Source organism: Actimicrobium sp. GrIS 1.19 (assembly GCF_035984655.1).
GTDB lineage: Bacteria > Pseudomonadota > Gammaproteobacteria > Burkholderiales > Burkholderiaceae_D > Actimicrobium.
The window spans coordinates 19,427-42,136 of record NZ_JAXCHT010000019.1 but is presented as its reverse complement, the minus strand read 5'-3'; the positions used below and the strand labels follow the sequence as shown (position 1 = coordinate 42,136).

Annotated in this window: 21 protein-coding genes; 14 read left to right on the top strand and 7 right to left on the bottom strand. The window is 61.6% G+C overall.

All coding sequences use genetic code 11. From position 1 onward, the window contains the following. Nucleotides 1-4 precede the first annotated feature (4 nt). Both RCH09_RS13785 and RCH09_RS13780 read right to left on the bottom strand, forming a co-directional pair. Entirely contained in the window at nt 5-4,414 is a 4,410-nt protein-coding gene (locus RCH09_RS13785; RefSeq protein ID WP_326941689.1) for a two-partner secretion domain-containing protein, read from the bottom strand. Nucleotides 4,415-4,700: 286 nt separating this feature from the next. Beyond that, a complete protein-coding gene (locus RCH09_RS13780; protein WP_326941688.1) occupies nt 4,701-6,287 on the bottom strand; it encodes a hypothetical protein in 1,587 nt (528 codons plus the stop codon). A 201-nt stretch (nt 6,288-6,488) separates the two neighbouring features. Between RCH09_RS13780 and RCH09_RS13775 the strand changes: the two genes are divergently transcribed. The 4 genes from RCH09_RS13775 to RCH09_RS13760 are packed head-to-tail and all read left to right on the top strand — an operon-like array spanning nt 6,489 to nt 9,800. Next, complete coding sequence (locus tag RCH09_RS13775; RefSeq protein ID WP_326941687.1) at nt 6,489-7,496, top strand: hypothetical protein; 1,008 nt, start codon at nt 6,489-6,491, stop codon at nt 7,494-7,496. Then, nucleotides 7,493-9,187 carry a single-stranded-DNA-specific exonuclease RecJ gene (recJ, locus tag RCH09_RS13770; protein ID WP_326941686.1) on the top strand — a complete coding sequence of 565 codons (1,695 nt, stop codon included), beginning with the start codon at nt 7,493-7,495 and terminating at the stop codon, nt 9,185-9,187. The genes RCH09_RS13775 and recJ overlap by 4 nt, the downstream gene beginning before the upstream one ends. Nucleotides 9,188-9,211: 24 nt before the next feature. Continuing rightward, complete coding sequence (locus RCH09_RS13765; RefSeq protein WP_326941685.1) at nt 9,212-9,430, top strand: hypothetical protein; 219 nt, start codon at nt 9,212-9,214, stop codon at nt 9,428-9,430. Between the two features lie 37 nt (nt 9,431-9,467). Continuing rightward, nucleotides 9,468-9,800 (top strand): YbjQ family protein, encoded by a 333-nt coding sequence (locus tag RCH09_RS13760; protein ID WP_326941684.1) that lies wholly within the window; start codon nt 9,468-9,470, stop codon nt 9,798-9,800. Here the strand turns inward: RCH09_RS13760 and RCH09_RS13755 are convergent. After that, complete coding sequence (locus tag RCH09_RS13755; RefSeq protein WP_326941683.1) at nt 9,764-10,444, bottom strand: hypothetical protein; 681 nt, start codon at nt 10,442-10,444, stop codon at nt 9,764-9,766. The two genes, RCH09_RS13760 and RCH09_RS13755, sit on opposite strands and share 37 nt — an antisense overlap. Here RCH09_RS13755 and RCH09_RS13750 point away from each other — a divergent pair. Both RCH09_RS13750 and RCH09_RS13745 read left to right on the top strand, forming a co-directional pair. Next, nucleotides 10,443-11,330 carry a class I SAM-dependent methyltransferase gene (locus RCH09_RS13750; RefSeq protein ID WP_326941682.1) on the top strand — a complete coding sequence of 296 codons (888 nt, stop codon included), beginning with the start codon at nt 10,443-10,445 and terminating at the stop codon, nt 11,328-11,330. The genes RCH09_RS13755 and RCH09_RS13750 overlap by 2 nt on opposite strands. An 8-nt stretch (nt 11,331-11,338) precedes the next feature. Beyond that, on the top strand, nt 11,339-11,815 hold the full coding sequence (locus RCH09_RS13745; RefSeq protein ID WP_326941681.1) for a RidA family protein: 477 nt from the start codon (nt 11,339-11,341) through the stop codon (nt 11,813-11,815). A 333-nt stretch (nt 11,816-12,148) separates the two neighbouring features. Here RCH09_RS13745 and RCH09_RS13740 read toward each other — a convergent pair whose 3' ends face one another. Continuing rightward, nucleotides 12,149-12,670: a hypothetical protein gene (locus tag RCH09_RS13740; protein ID WP_326941680.1), complete on the bottom strand. Its 522-nt coding sequence runs from the start codon at nt 12,668-12,670 to the stop codon at nt 12,149-12,151. 449 nt (nt 12,671-13,119) lie between these two features. Between RCH09_RS13740 and RCH09_RS13735 the strand changes: the two genes are divergently transcribed. The 8 genes from RCH09_RS13735 (at nt 13,120) to RCH09_RS13700 (ending at nt 20,096) form a co-directional block, all read left to right on the top strand. After that, entirely contained in the window at nt 13,120-13,512 is a 393-nt protein-coding gene (locus tag RCH09_RS13735) for a DUF3597 domain-containing protein (protein WP_326941679.1), read from the top strand. A gap of 44 nt (nt 13,513-13,556) precedes the next feature. Next, on the top strand, nt 13,557-14,045 hold the full coding sequence (locus tag RCH09_RS13730; protein WP_326941678.1) for a cytochrome C: 489 nt from the start codon (nt 13,557-13,559) through the stop codon (nt 14,043-14,045). A gap of 113 nt (nt 14,046-14,158) precedes the next feature. After that, nucleotides 14,159-14,407: a hypothetical protein gene (locus RCH09_RS13725; RefSeq protein WP_326941677.1), complete on the top strand. Its 249-nt coding sequence runs from the start codon at nt 14,159-14,161 to the stop codon at nt 14,405-14,407. A 108-nt stretch (nt 14,408-14,515) separates the two neighbouring features. After that, nucleotides 14,516-15,112 carry an NnrU family protein gene (locus tag RCH09_RS13720; RefSeq protein WP_326941676.1) on the top strand — a complete coding sequence of 199 codons (597 nt, stop codon included), beginning with the start codon at nt 14,516-14,518 and terminating at the stop codon, nt 15,110-15,112. Between the two features lie 138 nt (nt 15,113-15,250). Continuing rightward, nucleotides 15,251-16,588, top strand: a complete 1,338-nt coding sequence (locus RCH09_RS13715) for a TAXI family TRAP transporter solute-binding subunit (RefSeq protein ID WP_326941675.1) — start codon at nt 15,251-15,253, stop codon at nt 16,586-16,588. Between the two features lie 85 nt (nt 16,589-16,673). Then, a protein-coding gene (gene prfB, locus RCH09_RS13710) for a peptide chain release factor 2 (RefSeq protein WP_326941742.1) occupies nt 16,674-17,778 on the top strand; the annotation gives its coding sequence in 2 pieces (ribosomal slippage) (nt 16,674-16,754 and nt 16,756-17,778; 1,104 coding nt in all). Nucleotides 17,779-17,825: 47 nt separating this feature from the next. Further along, nucleotides 17,826-19,352 (top strand): lysine--tRNA ligase, encoded by a 1,527-nt coding sequence (gene lysS / locus RCH09_RS13705; RefSeq protein WP_326941674.1) that lies wholly within the window; start codon nt 17,826-17,828, stop codon nt 19,350-19,352. 114 nt (nt 19,353-19,466) lie between these two features. Further along, entirely contained in the window at nt 19,467-20,096 is a 630-nt protein-coding gene (locus tag RCH09_RS13700; protein ID WP_326941673.1) for a glycine zipper 2TM domain-containing protein, read from the top strand. A gap of 100 nt (nt 20,097-20,196) precedes the next feature. On the opposite strand, the gene iscX is transcribed toward RCH09_RS13700, so the two are convergent. The 3 genes from iscX to hscA are packed head-to-tail and all read right to left on the bottom strand — an operon-like array spanning nt 20,197 to nt 22,643. Next, nucleotides 20,197-20,391, bottom strand: a complete 195-nt coding sequence (gene iscX, locus RCH09_RS13695; RefSeq protein WP_326941672.1) for a Fe-S cluster assembly protein IscX — start codon at nt 20,389-20,391, stop codon at nt 20,197-20,199. 24 nt (nt 20,392-20,415) lie between these two features. Further along, nucleotides 20,416-20,754 (bottom strand): ISC system 2Fe-2S type ferredoxin, encoded by a 339-nt coding sequence (gene fdx / locus RCH09_RS13690; protein WP_326941671.1) that lies wholly within the window; start codon nt 20,752-20,754, stop codon nt 20,416-20,418. 23 nt (nt 20,755-20,777) lie between these two features. Beyond that, nucleotides 20,778-22,643 carry a Fe-S protein assembly chaperone HscA gene (gene hscA / locus RCH09_RS13685; protein ID WP_326941670.1) on the bottom strand — a complete coding sequence of 622 codons (1,866 nt, stop codon included), beginning with the start codon at nt 22,641-22,643 and terminating at the stop codon, nt 20,778-20,780. Nucleotides 22,644-22,710: the final 67 nt, after the last annotated feature.

Below are 22,710 nucleotides of genomic sequence, written 5' to 3'. Positions count from 1 at the left end.
ATCCTTAATCATTGTTATTGAGACGGTCAGTCGGCAGGCGCACGCCTTCGTTGACGATATTCAGTGATGGTCCGCTGACCCCGATGCGCAGCGTGACGTCGGGGCCGGAGCGCGCCGCCGGGCCGCTCGAGGCCGTTTCGCCAGCGTCCGAACGCGCCGGTGGTGCGACCGGCGCGACCACCGGAGGCAACGTCATCGGCGCTGCCTGCACATTCGCCGCCACCGGACTGGCCAGCGCGGCGAGCTGCGAACGCACCTCGAAAATCGCTGCAGGAATCGGTGCCGGCGCGACTGGTGCGACAGGCACAACCGGTGCAACTGGCTCGACCGGCACAACCGGAGCAACAGGTGGCGGCACAGCCACCGCAATGATCGCGGCGGTCAAGCCGGTCGGCTGCAGCGCATTGTAGTTACCCGCATCGGCGCCGCCCAGCGTGAATCCACTGACCGTCACCGCCTTGCCGGCACCGACACTGCTGTCGGCAAAGGCGCCGCTGCCGACACCAGCGACATTGACGACATCCTGGCCCAGCGCCGTCACCTGCGCCGTCCCGGCCAGCAACGCTACCGTGCTCGCATCGTAGTTCTTGTCCAGCGCTGTCACGCCGCTGATCGACAGGTTGGCGCGATCGATCGTGCTGGCCGTGTTGTTGGCGTAGGTGATCAGGTAATTGCCGCCGCCGTTGCTGTCGCTGACCGTGACGCCGGAGGTGGCGACGACCTTGTTGCCGCTGCCGGCATTCTTGTCGGTGAAGGCGAAGCTGCCGCCGCTGAGATGGTCGCTGCCATACAGCGTGCCGCCCAGCAGCGTGACCGTGCCGGCGGCGCTCAGGGTGCCGTCGTAGGTCTTGCTCACGACACCGCTGCCGACGGTCAGCCCGGCCTTGTTCACGGTCAGTGCACCATCGACATAATTGATCAGGTAACCCTGCTGGCCGGAATACAAACCGCTGGCCGTGATCACGTCACTGCCGGCGTTGATGGCGCCCTGCGCCGTGCCGCCGTAACCAACCGTGCCGAGCAGGTTGCTGTTCGGCGTCAACGAATAGGTCACGCCATTGCCACCGGCATACGCCACCCCGTCATAGGTCTTGACGGCGTTGTTCGCCGTCACCGTCAGCGCCGTCATGAACGAGCGCAGCAGCGGGATGGTGTGACCGTCGTAGCCGACCCAGGTGTTGGTGAAATCCAGCGAACCGAAACTGCTCTTTTGCAGCATCGCCGCAGAGGTCAGCCCGGTTGCGCCAGCGCCACCACCGCTGGTCGCCTGTTGCGAGGTCTGCGTATTCCAGAAGCTGTTGTTGACGCCCGCGCCGCTGCTGGTGACGCCAATCAGCCCGCCAACGTAACTGGTGCCGGTGACATGCCCGGTCGAGTAACTGTTGTTGATCACGCTGTTTTTGTTCATCGAGCCCATCAGCCCGCCGACGCCCTGCCCGCCCACCACCGCGCCAGTGGCGTAGCTGTTGTTGACACTCGCGCTGTTATGACCGTAGCCGACCAGCCCGCCGACGTTGGACCCGCCGGTCAGGCTGGTGATATCGCCGGTCGCATAGCTGTTGCTGACACTGCCGCTCCAGTTCTGGCCGACCAGCCCGCCAAGGTAGCTGCTGCCGGTCACCGATCCGGTGTTGTAGGAGTTGCTGATGAGCGCCGAACTGTTGGCGTTGTTGCCGGTAATGCCACCGACGTACCCGCTGCCGGTAACACTTCCACCCGTCAGCCCCAGATTGCGGATGACACCGCCATTGCCGCCGAACAGGCCAACGTAGCTGGTCGTTGGCAGGTTGATGACCAGCCCGTTGATGACGTGGCCAAGACCATTGAACGAGCCGGTGAACAGCGAGTTGTTATCGCCCACCGGGATGAAGGAACTGTTCGACCAGACATCGCTGGCGGTGCCGGTCGCGCTGGCACTGATGTTCTGTCCGAGGAAATAATTTCCTGCCAAATTCATCGACATCAACTGCAACTGATGCGCGTTGGTGATCGTGCTGGAGTACTCGGCAGCGAGCATCGGACGGGTTGCACCAGCGACCGCACCGGCATTGTTGAGCCTGCCGTCGTTGTCGACCATCACCCAGTTGTTGCCGGTCGCGCCGGGCGTCGTGGTGAAGGTAAAGCCGGCAAAATTGGCGGCGGTCTGCATTTGCAGGCTGGTCAATCCGGTCGCCCCGGTGGCGGAACCACTGCCGACACCCGTTGCACCGGACACAGTGGAATTCCAGTAGCTGCTGGCGATGGTGCTGTTGTTGGCGCCGACCAGGGCACCAAACTGGCTGGTCCCCGTCACGGTGCCAGTGGCATAGCTGGTACTGATGTTGGAGCCGAATTGATTGAAGGCGACCAGTCCGCCGGCAATGTGGTTGCCCGTCACCGCACCGGTTGCGTAGCTGTTGCTCACGGTCGCCATGTTGGTGCCGATCAGACCGCCAGAAAAATAATTGCCGGCTGAAACTGCCCCGCTTGCGTAGGAATTGTTGATCACGCCGAAGTTATAGGCTGACAGACCGCCGGCATTGTCACCCGTGGCCAGGACCGTGCCGGTCGCGTGGCTGTTGTTGACCGTGCCATAGTTGATGCCCATCAGGCCACCCACCACACTGGAACCGGTTGCCGTGCCAGTGGCATACGCGTTGGTGACCTTGCCGTTGTTCACACCAGCCAGCACGCCGACATAATTGCTGTTCGGACCGTTGACCCCGCCGCCGATCAAACCGATATCGGTGACCGTACCGGTCGACGCGATCTGACCGAACAACCCGAGTCCGCTGTTGCCCGAATTGGGGCGGTTGATGGTGAGATTGGTGATGGTATGGCCGAGCCCGGCAAACGCACCGCTGAATGCGGTGGTGCTGTCTCCCACCGGCGCAAAGCCGGCGCCGGCATTCCAGCCGGACGTCGCGCTGGCATCGATGTCGCCGCCCAGTGCGTAGTTCAGCGCCAGATTGCCGTTCATGCCCTGCAAGTCGGCGCCGCTGACACTGCCCTCCGCGCCGAGACCGTTCAGGACGACGAAGTTGACCGCCGTGCCGTTCGAGCCCTGGGTGGTGCTGAAATGATTACCCGCCGGCAGATTCACTGGAGCGCGTACATTGACCACGTTGGTATTGCCCGCCGCCACCGCGCCCTGGCCAAACAGCAGCGCCAGGCTGGCACTGCCGGAGCCGTTCAGGCCGGCATTGATGTTGATGTTGTTTTGCGCATTCAGCGTGAGCTTGTTGGCCGACCACGAGACCACGTCATTGACATTGACGTTGCCGGCCGTGCCGCTGTTGCCGCTGCTGCTGAGAATCGTCACGTTGCCCGCGCCCAGACCCGACATCAGCGACGCCCCGGTCATGTTGCCGCCGGACGCCGCGATCGTGAAGTCGACCGGATCGATCAACCAGGTGCCGGCCATGCCGAGAGTGGCCGCCGTGGTGATTTTTGCGCTGTCGGCCACCTGCACGTGCGCCGCACTGGTTTCAATGAAACCGCCGTTGCCGCCCTGCGGCGCGCTCGCGTCCAGCGTGCCGCCAACCTGCACCGAGCCGGCCGCCATGCCGCCCAGCAGCACGATGCTGCCGTTGCGATGCTCGACCGTGCGCGCTTCGATCACGCCGGTGTTGTTGACCACGCTGGCCAGCAAGGCATCCTTGGCCCCCGCCGTCATCATCACCAGTCCGCCATTGGCCTGGATCAGCCCGCCGTTGTCGGCCTGGCTGTTGAGCACGCTGCGCTCGACCTGCAGGCTCACCAGGCTAGTGTTCTGAAACGTCAGCGTCGCCGCGCTGCCCGCGCCCAACGCCACCGCGCCCTGTGGCGCGCTGATGCTGCCGTGATTGCTGACCTGATTGCCCAGCAGCGCGATATAGCCGCCGTTGGTGGCAGTGAGGGCACCCTGGTTGACCACGCTGCCGGTGCCATTGCCGCTGAAGCTGCGCACTGCGCCGCTCAGGTTGGCATCACTGACGTCCAGCGTCGAGGCCACCAGCCCGCCGACATTGACCTGCGCGCCGCGACCGAACAGGATGCCGTTCGGATTGATCAGGTAGACCTGGCCGTTGGCATTCAGATGGCCGAAAATCTGCGAGCCGTTGCGGTCGGCAATCCGGTTCACCGCCACTGCGCTGGCCGACGGCTGGACAAAATTGACGGTCTCGGCCGCGCCGACGTTGAAGCTGCGCCAGTTCAGCGACAGGTTCTGGCTGGCCTGGTTGATCGTGGTGGTGGCGCCGGCCTGCTGGATGCCGGCGCTGCCGGAGACCACCTGCCCGCCCTCCGGCCCCGCCTGCGCGCCCACCGCCGTCAGCGCCAGCGCCGCTGCCACCAGCTTGCGTCGGCCGCCCTTGCCACGCCCGCGCGTGGTTTCTGCCACCGCCACCCAGCTCTGCAGCACCTGGCTCCAGACAAGACGAAAAATGTGATTCATGGAGCCGTGGCGTTTCATCGTGCAATCCTTTTTTATTGTGGCGGGCACCAAACCTGGTTAGCCCCGCTGGCAGAACACTGCCGTCAATTGACTTGACTCGGTAACACTTTCACTGAGGAAACATGCACGACTACTAAAACTCCTCCACTGTTGAGCAAAAGGCGCTCCGCCTTTTTTGGTGGCCGCGCGATGGATTACGGCAGATCGCCGCGTTACAGGCGCGCATCGTCGGCCATCGCCGTCGGAGGCGAGGCCACCCGCGGCAACCGTATCGACGTTGGATTATCTACACACTGATATCGAGATTGCCGTGGTCGGGCAGCGGCTCATAGGAGCTCGCAAGCGCCTCTCGCTGTGCGGCAACCTGTTTGCGCTGATCGGCCAGTTGCGCTGCCTTGCGCGCCTCGTCGCCGGCGTCATCATGCGGATCCAGCGTGGTCGCTGCGGCCGGGGTCACGGCGTTAATTGCCGGGACCAATTCCGCGGGTTGCCGGACGGCGTTGGCGGCATGCACATCTCCCAGGCGGAATGCGGCAGCCGCGGCCAGTACCGCTGCATTGGCTGCCAAGGCGTTGGCGTCATTGACGGTTTGCGGCGGTGCGCTGATCGCCGCCGCGGTCGCATTGGGCGGGACAGGATTGCTTGTTGCGACGAGCGGAGCTGCCACGATCGCCGGTTGAGGCGGAACCACGTTGTCGGCGGCCTGTACAGCCAGAGCGACAGCCGCGGCGGTGACGCTCGGGTCGGTCACCACCGGAGTGACGACCGCACTGGTCGCCGCCGGCTGCGGCAAGGCGGTCTGGACGGCGGGCGATGTCGCAATCGGCGCTGCCGCCGCGCTGCTGCCCAGCACCGTGTTCGAACTGGTGGTGTCAATCGCCTGGGCCAGGGCGGCATTCGACACCGCAGCATTCTGCTGGAGCGCAGCAGCGGCAATCGCAGGATCGGTGAGCGCGGCGGGGTTGCCAACAAGGGTACTGGCGGCGGCTCCGGTTGCGGTCGCGTCTCCGGTTGCGGTTGCAGCCACCGGCTCGCTGAGCGTTACCGGAATTGCTGCCGCAGTGATCGTCGCCGGCAGCGCGATATCGGGTGTGGCGGTGACGCCCGTCGACGGCACGGCAGGACTGGCTGCCGCCGCGACTACCGCGGCAGCCACCGGCGATGGCAGCGCCGCCAGCGCGGCGACGGTCGCATCCGGATTCCCTGCCAGTGCCGCTGGCGCGCTTGACGCACCATCAAACGGCGTTACGCCGGGATCGGTCGAAAACAGCGCGGCGTCCTGCGCGACCACCGATTGGGCGCCTTGGCTCAGGGTCTGAAATGCTTGCGCCAGCGCGGTCGCGGTACTGGCCGGATTGGCCTCGAACGCTGCTTGCAGCGTCGGCAAATCGATGCTGAACTGCGCAGTGCCGCCAGCCGCACCGGCGCTCTGGAAATTGATGCCGCCCTGCTTCAGACTGGCCAGCAGCGCGTCGCCCGGGGTGGTCGCCGGCAGCGCATCGAGACCCGGCAGCGCACTGTCGGCCGGGGCACTGATCGCATTGAGCAGGCTGTCGACATGGCCGGACTGAAAATTATTGAGCGCGTCGACAATCAGCTGGGTTGCGGCAAGAAACTTGCCAAACGCATTCACGCCATCGACCGCGGCGCTGCCTCCGGCCGCATTGTCATTGATCGGCTGCGCACGAAAACGCGCCAGTGCGGCCTGCAACTGGCCCAGTGTCGACAAATCGACAATGCTGGATCGCGTATCGGCAGCAAGGACGGCCTGTTGCTCCGCCAGGGCGGTCGATGGAATCACCGGATTGACATTGGCAATTCCGGCTGTCGCCACCGGATCGATGCCTGAAGCGGCTAATGGGGGAATGTTCACGGGCGGTCTCCTTGGTGCTGGTCGGCGCTTGTCAGCAAGCTGGCCAGGGATCAGAATCAGACGAAAAACGCAGATGGTGACGCGCGTACCTGTACGAACCATACTACTTGCTTCGTGGCGCTGCCGGTGCGTGAAATCGGGCGGTTTGCCGATCATGGTTTTTCCGCATCATTAACCGCCGCCGATGCGTACAATCGCGCCATGAGCCATCTCGACATCCTGCTTCCGTTTTCCCTGCCGCCGCCCGCCATGGCGCCAGATCTGCTGCGGGCCATGCAAACGCCGTCACTGGCCATGCTGCTGGCGCGCAGCAATCTGCTGCACAGTGACAGCCACGACCCGTACGCGCGCGCGCTGCCCCATGAATTCTGGTTAGCGCAGGCCATCGGATTGCCGTTCGACGCCGCAGCCGCCAACACTCCGCCGGTAGCACTGCATGCCATGCAGCAGCGCGGCGTGGCAACCCCGCCAGGCATCTGGTTCATGCTGCATCCGGTCCACATCCACATTGCGCGCGATCATCTGGTGCTGACCGACCGGCGCCGCCTTGCCCTGAGTGAGGTCGACGCACGGGCGTTGTTTACGCTGGCCGCGCCGCTGTTCGAGGAGATCGGCCAGGAACTGGTGTACGGCGATGCCGACCACTGGTTCCTGCGTGCCGACAGCTGGCGCGAATTGATTACCGCGACGCCGGACGCGGCCTGCGGCCACAACATCGACATCTGGATGCCCAAGGGCCCGGGCGAACGCGACTGGCGCAAGGTGCAGAACGAGATCCAGATGCACTGGCATGACAGCGCCGTCAATCGCGCGCGCGAGGAAGCCGGATTGAATCCGGTGAATTCGCTGTGGCTGTGGGGTGCGGCGCAAGCGCCGATGATCATGCACAAGTCCGAGTACAGCGCGCTCTTCCTTGGCACCGACACCGATGCTGCGACGGTGCTCGCGGCGCGCCCGCAGCGCGGCCTGCTGATGCTCGATGGCCTGATCGAACCGGCCTTGGGCGAGGACCTCAACGAATGGCTGATGCGCATCAACCAGCTTGAAGCAACCTGGTTCGCGCCATTGCTGCGGGCATTGCAGGATGGCGTGTTCGATCGCTATCGCCTGATCCTGACCAGCGGCACCGTCAGCGTCGAGCGCAGCGTCAGCCGCCACGGCCTGCGCAAATTCTGGCGCAAGCCATCGCTCGACGGACTGCTGGCATGACCCGAATCGTTACCCGCGCGGTGCCGCAACGCGATGTCGAACGGCTGATCCAGGAAGGCATTCATCCGGTCATGGCGCGCTTGTATGCCGGCCGCGGCCTGCTCAACAGGCAGGAACTGTCGAGCGAGCTGAGCGCCTTGATCGCGCCCGCCGGTCTGCTGCATATCGATACCGCGGCGGCCTTTCTGGCCGATGCGATTGCCGCCCGCAAGAAGCTGGTGATTGTCGCCGACTACGATTGTGATGGCGCCACCGCCTGCGCCGTCGGCCTGCGCGGCCTGCGCATGCTGGGGGCCAACGTCGACTTCATCGTGCCGAACCGGTTCGAATACGGCTACGGCCTGACGCCCGAGATCGTGGCGCTGGCCGAACGCGAAAAATCACCCGACATCATCATCACGGTCGACAACGGCATCGCCAGCATCGACGGCGTGGCCGAAGCCAACCGGCGCGGCATCGAGGTGGTGGTTACCGACCACCACCTGCCGGCGGCAACGCTGCCAGCGGCGCGCGTGATCGTCAATCCGAACCAGCCCGAATGCGGCTTTCCGAGCAAGCATCTGGCCGGTGTCGGCGTGATGTTTTACGTGTTGCTGGCGCTGCGCGCCGAACTGCGCCGGCGCGGCGTGTTCGATCAGCAGAGCCAGCCGAAACTCGATGCATTGCTCGATCTGGTCGCGCTCGGCACCGTTGCCGATGTGGTCAAGCTCGATGCCAACAACCGGATTCTGGTGGCGCAGGGCCTCAAGCGGATGCGCGCCGGTCGCATGCATGCCGGCGTGGCCGCGCTGTTTCGTGCCGCCGGCCGTGAAGCGCGCCGCGCCACGCCATTCGACCTCGGCTTTGCGCTCGGCCCGCGCCTGAACGCGGCCGGACGCCTGGCCGACATGGCGCTCGGGATCGAATGCCTGACTACCGACGACGAAGGTCGCGCCTGGGCCATCGCCCAGCAACTCGATGGCATCAATCGCGAACGGCGCGACATCGAAGCCGGCATGCAGGACACCGCGCTGGAACTGCTCGACAGCTTTGATCCGCACGACCGCTCCACCATCAGCGTGTTCGACGCCGGCTGGCATCAGGGCGTCATTGGCATCGTCGCCTCGCGGCTGAAGGACAAATTCTATCGACCGACCTTCACCTTCGCACCGGCCGCGGATGGCTGGATCAAGGGTTCGGGCCGCTCGATACCGGGCTTTCATTTGCGCGATGCGCTGGATCTGGTCTCGAAACATGCGCCAACGCTGATCGACAAGTTTGGCGGCCACGCCATGGCGGCGGGATTGTCGCTGCGGGCGGAGAATTTTGATGCCTTTGCCGCGGCGTTCGAAATGGTCGGCAAAAGCTGGCTCACCAAAAACCAGCTGGAGCGCGTGCTGGAATCCGATGGGTCGCTGGAGGATGCCTTCTTCACCACGCAGTTCATCGAACTGCTCGAATCGCAGGTGTGGGGCCAGGGCTTTGCGCCACCGGTGTTCTGCGACGAGTTTCGGGTGATCAGCCAGCGGGTGCTCAAGGAACGTCATTTGAAATTGCAACTGGAACGCAACGGCCAGCGCCACGACGCGATCTGGTTCGGCCACACCGACGATTTGGGCGCGCGGGCACGCGTGGCGTATCGGCTCGATGCGAACGAATATAACGGCGTCACCCGCGTCCAGTTGATGGTGGAGTTTGCGCAGGGTGTTTGATTTGCTTGAACCACGGGAGCATCGATGAACCGGATTACATTTCTGTTGGTGCTGGCAATCGCAGCGCTACCGTTGGCAGTGTTCGCCGCGCCGGCCCAGTACTACCGCTGGCAGAGCAAGCTTGACGGCGCCCTCGCCTGTCAGCAAACGCCACCGGGCGACGGCTGGCTAAGGGAAAGCGGTCCATACCGCGACCCGCACTGCAAGAAGCTGGTGAAGCCTGCCGATCCGCTGGCGCAGTAAAAGATCCTACCTCAACCCTTCGCGAAAGACGCCCAACATGGAAGCAAAAATGGTGACCTCGGCCCTTGAATTGCCGGGCTACGTAATTTCCGACAACGTCGGCATCGTGCGCGGGATCGTGGTGCGCTCGCGCTCAGTCGTGGGTGCATTTTTTGGTGGGCTGCAAACCATCGTCGGCGGCAACATCACCATTTACACCAACCTGTGCGAGCAGACCCGCAAGGACGCCTACAAGATCATGTGTACCCAGGCGTCGAAAAACGGCGCCAATGCGATCATCGCGATGCGCTATGACGCCACCGAAGTCATGCGCGGCGTGACCGAAGTCATTTGCTACGGCACCGCCGTCATCGTGACGAAACACAGCTGAGCATGAAAACAATTCTCTTCCTCGGCACGCTGTTCTTCGTTCTCGGCATCGTGGTGTTCCTGATCCAGCTCTGGGGTGCGGTCTGGAGTGCAGCGCTGTTTCTGAAAATTGAAATTACGCTGGGCGCCCTGTTCCTGATCTTCTCCGTCATCTGGTACGCGCAGCGGGAGTATCGCGCCACCAAGCGGCAGGAACATGGGGATTCGCTGGATTGAGCCACGCTTTGGTGCGGTGAGATATTTTTCCTGCGCAAGCTGACGATAGAGCTTGTCCGCCTCTGGCTTGATGCAGTTGATGTTCGCAAACCGCGTGCTGCCCTTGCTGATGTTGGCCGTCCGCAGATCGCCGGCCCAGTCATAGGGATCCTGGAACAGGCGGAAGTGAATCGCCCGCAGGGCTGGCAGGGTAATGTCGTCGAAGTCCGGTTCGAACTGATCAATGCGCGCCTGGGTCAGTTCGATGTCGGCCGTCTCCAGGGCTGCTGCCCCGATGATGCCAAGCGTGTTGATCAGTACGTTGCAGTCGGGATAGCAGTATTGACGGTCCGAGACACGGGACGCAATCGCATGGATTGTCGTAGCATGCAACCTGTTGTAGCCAGCGCCATGCGCCTTGATCGAAAACCCACAAAAGGAAGCCATCATGTCCTTCAAAAAACACCTGACCACCCTGGCTTTACTAGCGAGTTCGCTGGCAGCCATATCGCCCGTCACGCTTGCCGCCACCGACGCCGCGACTGCCAGCGCCGCCATTGACGCCGCCGTCTACGACAACAACTACTGGCGCACCGACGCAGAAAAAGCGCGCGACCGCGCACGTCGTCCGGCCGAAGTGCTCGCCTTTATCGGTGTCACGCCCGCCATGACGGTGGCGGAAAACTTCCCCGGCGGAGGCTGGTACAGCCATATTCTCGGACCACTGCTCAAGCAAAAGGGCACCTATTTCGGCGCCGAAACCGCACCGGAGATTTTTCTTGAAACCCTGCCCGAGGAGCGGCGCGAGGCCGCCATTGCCAAGCGCAACAACTGGCAAGCCACGTTTGGCGAGTCCCAGCTGCAGCTGGCCGGCCCGAAAGCCAGGGCGTTCTTTTACGGCCGGCCAGCGGGCCAGCCCGGCTATCAGGCTGGGCAAAGCGTGGATGTCATTTTCGACGCCCGCAACATTCACAATCTGGTCACTGCCGACAACAAGAAGACCGATCTGATTTTCGCCGAGTACTTTCGCGTGCTCAAGAGCAAAGGCGTCCTTGGCATCATTGACCACCGCGAAAACGAGAACAGCGATCGCGCACCGGAAGCCTCGGCCAGGCTCGGTTACGTCAAGGAAAGCGTCATGATCGCGATGGCCGAAAAGGCGGGGTTCAAACTTGTCGCACGGAGTGATCTGCTGGCCAATCCGAACGACACCAAGGACTATGCCGATGGGGTATGGACGTTGCCACCGGTGCTGACGCTGAAAGACAAGGATCGCGCCAAATACGTGGCCATCGGCGAATCGGACCGGATGCTGCTGAAATTCATCAAGCCATAAACGCAACCATGCCCACATCCCGACAAGTTGCGTTTGAACGCATCGCCGCCGAACTCGGCTACGACTTTGGCGGCGCGATCAAGATTGGCGGCAATTACGCGCCGTTCGTCATCCATCGCAATGAAGTCTATGTCAGCGGCCAGATTCCGCGGGTTGCCGATACGGTGATGGTGACCGGTCGGGTCGGCGCAATGGTGTCCTTGCCGCAGGCGCAGCTGGCCGCACGCATTTGCGCCATGCGCGCGCTGGCATTGCTGCGTCAGGCCGCCGGCGACCTTGCGCGCATCGAGCGCATTCTTCGCATCACGGTTTTTGTCCAATGTTCGGACGACTTCACCCAGCACAGCGAAGTTGCCGACGCGGCGTCGGAGGTCCTGCATGCGGTCCTGGGCGATGCGGGAATGCATACGCGCACTTCGGTCGGGGTTCTGCAATTGCCGAAGAACGCTGCCGTGGAAATGGATCTGGTTGCTGCAATTGCGTAGGTGGCTTGGCGCCGGCCATCGTGTGGATCGCCGACGCACTGGCTGAAGCACAACCATCATGCTTGACCATTGATGTTTTGGCTCAGCACGACATTTCGGCAAGCAAGCCAACCAACACCGGGCGCGAAGCCCCCGTCAGCTCGCCGTAAAAACCAGATGCGTCGAACTGGTGGTGCTGTACTGCACGTCAATTGATAGTGGCGTCAGCGTGCCATCCGTGCGCATCCGAAAGCGCGATTGCTCCGTGTAGAGAAGCAGGTTCGCCGTGTTGAAATCGCGCGTTATCAGGTTGGCGATCACCGTTGAGGTTGACGTGCCGTCGGGTTCGATGACTTAGCTCATTGTCCGTTGGCCCTTCAATGTTTTCTTGCTGCTGTCGGTGTAAATCGTCTCGGTGCCATAACTCCCGGTGTCACCACTCCTGGCAGCGGTTGGTAGCGCCGTAGGTGCGCTCAGGAACACACCGTACTCGTCGCCGACAGCATTGTGGCCAAGCGGCGTGTAATTGCTGTCGAAATACTCGACCGACGTTGCTGTGGTTGAGGCCGGAATGCAATTTGTCATCAAGACGGTCGATGTCGAGGTTTCGGCCAGCGCCGCTACCCCTTCGAAGTTGCCGCCCCCGGCTGGTTTGCCGTTGACGATCTGTGCCGATCCGGCGCAGGTGCCGGAAATGATGAACGATGTGGTGCTGCCGCTGGCAATGCGCGCCTTGTAGCCGGACTGCAGCGAGAACGTTGGCGCAGGAACCGGCGTAACGGCGACAGGCCCACCCGCGCTGCCCCCACCTCCGCAGCCGGAGACGAGCGCCGTCAGGGCGACGATGATGGAAACGGCTTGAATGAACTTCGACATGCTGTGATTCCTTCTCTGAATGGTCGTTTCATGCGCAGCTGGCGCTGGTTGTCTCAGGTACGTCATCGTCATGTCAGCGCCCTGCGTCGTTCGGTCTGCAACGTCTGGCGGGCTGCAGGCGCAATAAGCGGACCATCTGCAGCCCACTCTAAAGTTAATATTAAAACAATTGATTCTCCTGTGGAAATGTACTTTCAGTAGTATTTTTTTGGTATTGAAACGCGACAGGCTTCGTCAAGGCAGGAACTGGAACGCCAGCCATTTTTTCGCTCGACGCGGCGCTCCGATGCCATCGATATGGCAATGTCGGCCGGATCGCGACTCCGGTTGATCCGACCGGGCTGGCGTGCGTCGACATGGATCAAACATCGTTCATCATTTTTGCGGCTTGATCGGGATTCGCGGTACGGTGTCACATCAACAACACTGTTCGTTCGAAAGGAATCCCCATGAGTCTGTTCAGCGCCATCCTCGACAAACTCGGATTCGGTCACAAGGACGCTGCGCCGAGCGTGCCAACGGCCGTCCCGGAACCCGCCCCGGACATCGCTACGGCGTCGGCGCCCGCTGCCGTCGCGGTGACGGAAGTCGATGTCGTCGCAAAACTCGAAGGTCTTGCGGCAGAAAATCCGCAGACATTGAACTGGAAGGTATCCATCGTCGACCTGCTCAAGCTGCTGAACCTCGACAGCAGCCTGGCCGCGCGCAAGGAACTCGCCACTGAGCTGGGTTGCCCCGGCGCGATGCTGGCCGACTCCGCACAGATGAATATCTGGCTGCACAAGACGGTGCTGCAGAAGCTCGCCGCAAACGGCGGGAACGTTCCGAAAGAACTGCTCTGAACTGTGTCTTCCTTTCGTCCCCACGCAATTCTGGAGAAATTCCGATGACTTTACCTCGCCCCTTGATCATCGCCATTCTTGCTGCGGCAGCGTCCGGGCCCGTGTCTGCGGAGTCACCTCGGGGCGCAGATGCCGCATCCATCGAGCGCGGTCGATACCTCGTGAAAATTGCCGGTTGCAACGACTGCCATACACCCGGTTACCTGCAGACCAATGGCAAGGTGCCGGAGTCGCAATGGCTCACCGGCGATCAGCTCGGCTGGCGCGGACCATGGGGTACCACCTATGCCAGCAATCTGCGGCTGGTTTTTGCCAAGCTGACCGAAGCCGAGTGGCTCAAACTGGCGACCACCGCGCAATATCGGCCGCCAATGCCCTGGTTCACCCTGCACGAAATGACCAAGCCGGACCTGCGCGCCATTTATCGGTTCGCGAAATCACTCGGCCCCGCCGGCGATGCGGCGCCCGCCTATGTACCGCCCGATCAGGAGCCCAAGGGACCGTTCGTGCTGTTTCCGACGCCGCCGAAATGATTCCGTGCCGGGCGGAAGAACAATGAGGCCGGTCGAAAGCCTGCAATCGGCCTGCATGCAAGCTGCCGAAAGCGCGTATTCTTGCGCCATCGATGCAACCTTGAAAGCTGTCCATGACCTACGAAGAATTTCTGGATGAAGTCACCACACTTCTGACCGAAATGTATGACCTCGACGATGCCGCCGCAATCAAACTCGTGACGGATGCGCAGGAGGCCGAATTTTTCAGTGTGCACGACGATGTGCCTGCAATGTGCACTGCCGAGCAGGCGAAAAAAGACGCGATTACGCTGTTCGAACAAAAACAGAACAAGCAACAAACGCAGAAAAAACAGCAGCAACGGGTGCGCGAAAAGAAATAGTGCCCTGCGCGCCAGCACGGCGCGCCATGCCATCGGCCGGGACCTGATCCCGCACCCGACGCGGTCGCCATCCGACCAATCATCACTCTCGCAAAACTGGATCACCCCATGTTCGTTCTCATTGCAGGCTTGCTGATTTTCCTCGGTGTTCACTCGGTGCGCATCGTGGCCGAGGATTGGCGCACGACGCAACGCGCCAGTCTTGGTGAAAACACCTGGAAGATGGCGTATTCGCTGATCTCGCTGATTGGATTCGCGGTGCTGGTGTGGGGCTACGGGATGGCGCGTCAACAGCCGGTCGTGGTGTGGACACCACCCACCGGCATGCGCCACCTCGCCGGGTTGCTGACATTGGCAGCGTTCATCCTTCTGGTGGCCGCCTACGTGCCGCGCAACGGCATCAAGGCGCGCGTGCATCACCCGATGATTCTGGGTGTGAAGCTGTGGGCGGCGGCCCATTTGCTCGCCAATGGCACGCTGGCCGACATGCTCTTGTTTGGCAGCTTTCTGGTCTGGGCGATTTTCTCCTTCAAGGCGGCGCGACAACGGGATCGTGCCACTGGCGTCATCTACCCGGCGGGAACCGCGACCGGCACCATCACGGTTGTCGCAGTCGGCATTGCGGCATGGGCGTTATTTGCGTTCTGGCTGCATTACTTGCTGATCGGTGTCAAGCCGTTTGCCATGGCAGTCCTCCCGCAATAAGCGCCGCTGCACCAGCCTCGCTGGAGAGGCGCGTTGTGTGCTGGCGTTCGGACTGATCGGATATGAGCACCCTCCGGGTGCGATTCCGCGCGGCAAGTTACACTCCGGATTCCCGATACGTGACCCCGGCCAATGACGATGCATGAACCTGACCAGCCCAGCGCCAACCCGATATCCCGCCAGCGCGCACGGCTCTGGCCACTGCTGGCCATTGGCGTCACCCTTGGCCTGATTCTGTGGCTGGGCTGGACCTGGTTCCAGCCGGCGGCACAGCGCAAGATCGTCATGAGCGTCGGCAGCAGCACCGGCATCTATCAAGCCTTCGCCGTGCAATATGTCGAAGCGCTCGCGCAGCAGGGCATCACGCTGGAATTGCGCAAGTCCGCGGGCGCGGTTGACAACTACCAACGTCTCAAGGACCCGGCCAGCGACATCGATGTCGCGCTGCTGCAATCCGGCGTGGGCAGCGCCCGGGACGCGCCGAATCTGCTGGCACTCGCATCGGTGTCGTATGAACCGATCTGGCTGTTTTACCGCGATCCACAGACCATCGACCGGATTGCCCAGCTCTCTGGCAAGCGCATCGGCGTGGGCCAGCCCGGCAGCGGCTTGCGCAAGGTGGCGCTGGATGTGCTGCTGGCGCATGGAATCGGTGCGGCCAATTCGACGATCTCCGAGCTGACCTCGACGCAGGCGGCCGACGCACTGCGTGACGGCCGGCTGGATGCGGCATTTTTTATCGGTACGCCAGAAGTACCCGCCATTGCCGGCCTGCTCAACAGCGACCTGAAGCTGATGAATTTCAGTCAGGCCGACGCCCTTGTCCGGCGCTTTCCATCGCTGTCCAAGGTCATCTTCCCGCGTGGCGCGATCAACCTGCAACAGGACCTGCCGCCACAGGATGTCACGCTGCTGTCGAGCACCGCCCTGCTGGTTGCCAAGAACACATTGCACCCGTCCCTGATTTACGCCTTGCTCGACACCGCCTTCGAGGTGCATGGCGTGCCGGGCTTCTTTGCCACACGCAGTGACTTCCCGAATCGGCGCATCGATGACTTCCCGATGTCCGACGAAGCCAATCGGTATTTCAAATCCGGACGGCCGTTTCTGCAAAATTATCTGCCGTTCTGGCTGGCCAATTTACTGGAACAGCACTTCGTGTTGCTGGTGCCCTTGCTGGCAACGCTGTTTGCCTTGATGCAGGCGGTGCCGCGGCTGATCGGCTTCCAGATGCGCTCGCGACTGGCGCATTGGTATGGCGAAGTGAAAACGCTCGAGGATGCGATGCGCGCCGTACCGAATCCCGTCGCCAGCGAGCTTGCCGCGTGGCGCGATGCGCTCGAGGCAATCGACGGCGAAGTCCATCGGATCGAATTGCCGCAGCATCATTTCAACCAGTTGTACGGGCTCAAGCTGTCGATCCAGCTGCTAAGCGACCAGTTGCGGCGGCTGACCGCCCAGGCCCTGGCAGAATGAGTGCCCGAGCCGGCAGCGGCAACCCGGAAGGCCCTGTCGCTGGCGTATAATCTTGGGCTCAATCGCTCAACAAGAAAACACCATGATGGAAGCAGAACAATTAAATTCCCTGGCCGGCCTGCTCGCAGACCTGACCAGCCGCGCCAACGAACTTCGGAGGTATCTTTGACTTCGATAACAAGTCAGAGAAACTAGACCAGGTCAACGCCGAACTCGAAGATCCGAAAGTCTGGGACGACCAGAAGCGCGCTCAGGATCTCGGCAAGGAAAAGAAATCGCTCGAATCGATCGTGCTCACGCTGATCAAGATCGATGCCGATTTGCGCGACGCCAGCGATTTGTTCGCCATGGCGCGCGAAGAGCAGGATGAAGACACCTTGCTGGCGGTCGAAGCCGATGCCCACGGCCTCGAAAAGCTGGTCGAGGGCATGGAATTCCGCCGCATGTTCAACAATCCGATGGACCCCAACAACTGCTTCATCGACATCCAGGCCGGCGCCGGCGGGACCGAAGCACAGGACTGGGCCTCGATGCTGATGCGCCAGTATCTGCGCTACTGCGAACGCAAGGGTTTCAAGACCGAGATCCTGGAACAGTCCGACGGTGAAATCGCCGGCATCAAGACCGTCACGCTAAAGGTCGAGGGCGACTACGCCTACGGCTTCTTGCGTACGGAAACCGGCGTCCATCGGCTGGTGCGCAAATCGCCATTCGATTCCGCCAACGGTCGTCATACGTCCTTCTCCAGCCTGTTCGTGTATCCGGAAGTCGATGACTCGCTGGAGATCGATATCAATCCGGCCGATGTGCGGGTCGATACCTATCGTGCCTCCGGCGCCGGTGGGCAGCACATTAACAAGACTGACTCTGCCGTGCGCCTGACCCACGCGCCGACCGGGATCGTGGTGCAGTGCCAGAACGATCGCAGCCAGCACCGCAATCGCGCCGAAGCCTGGGCCATGCTCAAGTCGCGCCTGTATGAGCACGAGATGCGCAAGCGCATGAGCGACCAGCAGAAGCTGGAAGACTCCAAGACCGATATCGGCTGGGGCCACCAGATCCGTTCCTACGTGCTGGACCAGTCGCGCATCAAGGATCTGCGCACCAGTTTCGAGACCGGCAATACCAAGGCGGTGCTCGACGGCGATCTCGATGAATTCATTGCGGCCTCGCTCAAGCAAGGTGTTTAATTTCGGCGAGGCGCCCTGCGCCTCCCACTCTTTTTGATTGCTCCCACATGACATCGCACACCGAAGCCGCAGGCGTTCCTCTCGACGAAAACACGATCATTGCCGAACGACGCGGCAAGTTGACAGCAATGCGCGCCAATGGCGTCGCTTTCCCGAACGATTTCCGGCCGCAGCACAAGGCCGCCGCACTGCATCTGCAATACGGCGCACTCGACACCGCGGAACTGGAACAGCAAGCCGTCAAGGTCATCGTGGCCGGTCGCATGATGTTGAAGCGCGTGATGGGCAAAGCCTCGTTCGCCACCATCCAGGATGCCTCCGGCGACAAGGCCGATGGCCGCATCCAGCTCTACATCGCCGGCGACCTGATCGGCGTGGAAGCGCATGACGCCTTCAAGCACTACGACCTCGGCGATATTCTCGGGGCCGAAGGCGTGCTGTTCAAGACCAAGACCGGCGAACTGTCGATCAAGGTCAGTGCGCTGCGCCTGATTACCAAGTCGTTGCGGCCGCTGCCGGACAAGTTTCACGGACTGGCCGATCAGGAAATGAAATACCGCCAGCGCTATGTCGACCTGATCATGAGCGAAGACACGCGCCGCACCTTCAAGGCGCGCACCGCGACAATGTCGTCGATCCGCAATTTCATGAATCAGCATGACTTCATGGAAGTCGAAACGCCGATGCTGCATTCGATTCCTGGCGGCGCGGCGGCCAAGCCGTTCATCACGCATCACAACGCGCTCGACATGCAGATGTTCCTGCGCATTGCACCGGAGCTGTACCTGAAGCGATTGGTGGTCGGCGGCTTCGAGCGCGTCTTCGAAGTCAACCGGAATTTCCGCAACGAAGGCGTATCACCGCGCCACAATCCGGAATTCACGATGATGGAGTTCTATGCGGCGTATGTCGATTACCGATGGCTGATGGACTTTACTGAAGCAGTGATCCGGCAGGCCGCGGTCGATGCGCATGGCACCGCCACCCTGACCTATCAGGGACGCGAACTCGATCTGTCCAAGCCGTTCCAGCGCCTGACGGTGCTGGAGGCCATCAACAAATACGCGCCTGGGTACGCTACCGAACAGTTGAACGATACTGAATTCCTTAAAGTTGAACTCAGGAAATTCGGTGTAAAACCATTCGCAACAGCTGGTCTCGGGGCGCTGCAGCTGGCGCTGTTCGAAGAGACTGCCGAGGCGCTTCTGTGGGAACCGACGTATATCGTCGATTATCCCGCGGAAGTGTCACCGCTGGCACGCGCTTCCGATACGGTACCTGGCATTACCGAGCGGTTCGAGCTGTTCATTTGCGGCCGGGAATTGGCCAACGGTTTTTCGGAGTTGAATGACCCGGAAGATCAGGCAGCGCGCTTCCATGCGCAGGTGGCGGCAAAAGACGCTGGCGATGAAGAGGCCATGTTCTACGATGCAGATTACATCCGCGCACTCGAGTACGGGATGCCACCGGCCGGCGGATGCGGCATCGGCATTGACAGGCTGGTGATGCTGATAACGGACTCACCGAATATCCGCGACGTGATTCTGTTTCCGCATCTACGCCGCGAAGACTGAGCACCTTTACATTCGATTACGATTGACACAATAACTTGTAACCGTGGATTGACGGTCATGTTCATACTCGGTTCACCGAGGACAGCCTTGCCGTTTTACCCTACAGGAGAAATCATGAAACTTAATAAAATGTCCGGCCGCATTCATCCCTTGATGGCTGTTGCCGCAGTTGCCGTGATCGTCGTCAGTCTGGTTGGCGTTGCCGCCATCACCGGAATCCTGCCAAGCTCGACGGCAAATCAGGCAGGCAATATTCCCGCCCAACCGACCTACATGACGCCCGATGCACCAAACTCACAACCGGCGCCCCTTGCACAAAACCAGCCGGCACCGGTCAAACATGTGGTGCAGCACAATCGTCCGAATAACGATTACGCACAGCGCGACGAACAACAGGCTGCAGCAGCGTGTTCGAACTGCGGTCGCGTTGAGTCGGTGCAAGCCATCCAGAGCGCGGCCAAGCCAAGCGGTGTCGGTGTCGGCGTCGGCGCTGTCCTCGGCGGTTTGCTGGGTAACCAGGTCGGCGGCGGCAATGGCCGCACGCTGGCAACGGTTGCCGGCGCAGTTGGCGGCGGCTACGCCGGTAATGAAGTCGAAAAGCGCAATCGCACCACCACCACCTACCAGGTTCGGGTACGGATGGACAATGGCGACATGCGCACCTTCTCGCAAGACGGTCCTGACGGCTGGCATGCCGGCGATCGCGTCCGGGTCGTCAATGGCGCACTGACTTCGCGCGGCTAAGCCTCTGCGGTGCTTGCCTGCACCGCAGGCAGCCGAATAAAAAAAGCGTGCATCGATTTTTCGGTGCACGCTTTTTTGTATTCAGAACCAGACAATCAGATTATCTTGCCTCGTCAATCCAGGCCATCTGGATTGCCTCCAGAATCTTTTCACCTGAACGTGCCGGGTCGTCGTCAAAGCCATCGAGCTCGCATACCCATTTATGCAGATCGGTGAAACGCACCGTCAGCGGATCGACCGCGGGAAATTTTTCGCACAGGTCTTCGGCAATGCGGATCGTGTCAGTCCATTTCATGGCGTAGCTCCCCGGTTCGACAGGTCAGTGATTTTCGCTGACCTGATTGATCGTATATTTCGGAATTTCAACTACCAGATCTTCATCGCCGACCAGCGCCTGGCAGGACAGGCGCGAGGTCGCCTCGAGGCCCCACGCCATATCGAGCAGGTCCTCTTCTTTCTCGGCCGGCTCGCCAAGCGAGGCAAATCCTTCGCGAATGACCACATGACAGGTCGTGCAGGCACAGGATTTCTCACAGGCGTGTTCGATGTCGATGTCATTGTCGAGCAGTACGTCGCAGATCGACCGGCCTTTCGGCGCCTGCAGGACAGCGCCGTCAGGGCAAAGGGACGGATGCGGAAGAATTACGATTTGTGCCACGGAAGTGTCCTCGAAAAAGGGAATCAGGAAATCTGGTCGAGCGTCTTGCCCGACAACGCTTGCCGCACGCTGCGGTCCATCCGGCGCGCGGCGAATTCGTCGGTACCCGCTGCGAGCTGTTCAATTGCAGCCTTGATGGCATCGGCATCGTCGCCGGCAGCGCAGTCGCGCACCTTGACGATCAGTTCGGTCACGCTGGTGCGCTCCTCATCCGACAACAGATGCGCGTCGGCGCCTAACGCGGATTCGGTGGCCAGAACAATCCGTTCTGCCTCGACCTGCTCTTCGCGCAGGGCGCGCAATTTCATGTCGATGTCGGCGGACTTGAACGAGTCCTGCAACATCTGGGCGATTTGATCGTCGGCCAGACCGTATGACGGTTTCACCGCAATCGATGCCTCGACGCCGGAATGCAGCTCACGCGCCGATACCGACAGCAAGCCATCGGCATCGACCTGATACGTGACCCGAATGCGCGCGGCGCCAGCAGCCATCGGCGGAATGCCGCGCAATTCGAAGCGCGCCAGCGAGCGGCAGTCGCTGACCAGTTCGCGTTCGCCCTGCACAATATGGACGGCGAGCGCAGTCTGGCCATCCTTGAAGGTTGTGAACTCCTGCGCGCGCGCGCAGGGAATGGTTGAATTGCGCGGAATGACTTTCTCGACCAGGCCACCCATCGTCTCGATGCCGAGCGACAGCGGAATCACGTCGAGCAGCAACCAGTCGTCGCCGGCGGCACGATTGCCAGCCAGCAGATTGGCCTGGATCGCAGCACCCAGCGCCACCACCTTGTCCGGATCAATGTTCGCCAGTGGCGTCGATTGAAAAAATTCGGCGACACTTTTGCGCACATGCGGCATCCGTGTCGCGCCACCGACCAGCACCACGCCATCGATGTCATCCACCGTCAGCCCGGCGTCACGCAACGCCTTGCGGCTCGGCGTGATGGTCTTGGCGACCAGATGTTTGGTCATCTCGACGAATTGCGCTGCGGTCAGGCTGAGACGGACCTCCTCGCCGGAACCAAGCACCGCATCGAGATGGGTTTCGCTCTTGGTCGAGAGCAGCTCCTTGGCTTCCCGTGCCTTGACCATCAGCACACTGGTGTCTTCATCCGACAGCGGCGCCAGCCTGGCCTGCTCGATGATCCAGCAACACAGCCGATGATCGAAATCATCCCCGCCCAGCGCCGAATCGCCGCCCGTCGACAACACCTCAAAGACGCCCTTGCTGAGCTTGAGGATGGAAATATCAAAGGTGCCGCCCCCAAGATCGTAGACTGCGAAGGTGCCTTCGGATGCGTTGTCGAGACCGTAGGCAATCGCCGCCGCAGTCGGCTCATTGAGCAGACGCAGCACATTCAACCCGGCCAGCTTGGCCGCGTCCTTGGTGGCCTGGCGTTGCGCGTCGTCGAAATAGGCCGGCACCGTGATCACCGCGCCGACCAGGTCATCGCCCAGCGCATCTTCCGCACGCTGGCGCAATGTGGCGAGGATTTCGGCAGAGACCTCGACCGGGCTTTTCACGCCAGCCACGGTTTTCAATTGAACCATGCCCGGCGTGTCGAGAAAGTCATACGGCAAATTCTCGGCGTAGGCGATGTCTTTCAGGCCGCGTCCCATGAAGCGCTTGACCGACGAAATCGTATTGCGCGGATCGGTAGTCTGCGCCGCCAGCGCGACATGACCGATCTGGGCGTTGCCATTCGGCAGGTAGCGCACGATCGACGGCAGCAAGGCGCGCCCTTCGTCATCGCTCAGCACTTCCGGCACGCTGTTGCGGACGGTGGCGACCAGCGAATTGGTGGTGCCAAGATCAATCCCGACCGCCAGCCGATGCTGATGCGGCGCAGTGGACATGCCCGGTTCTGAAATTTGTAGTAACGCCATGTGAGTCTCGACAATCTAAATGGGAGTAACGCAAATTCTTGGCAGATGAAAAATGGGGTCAGAGTGA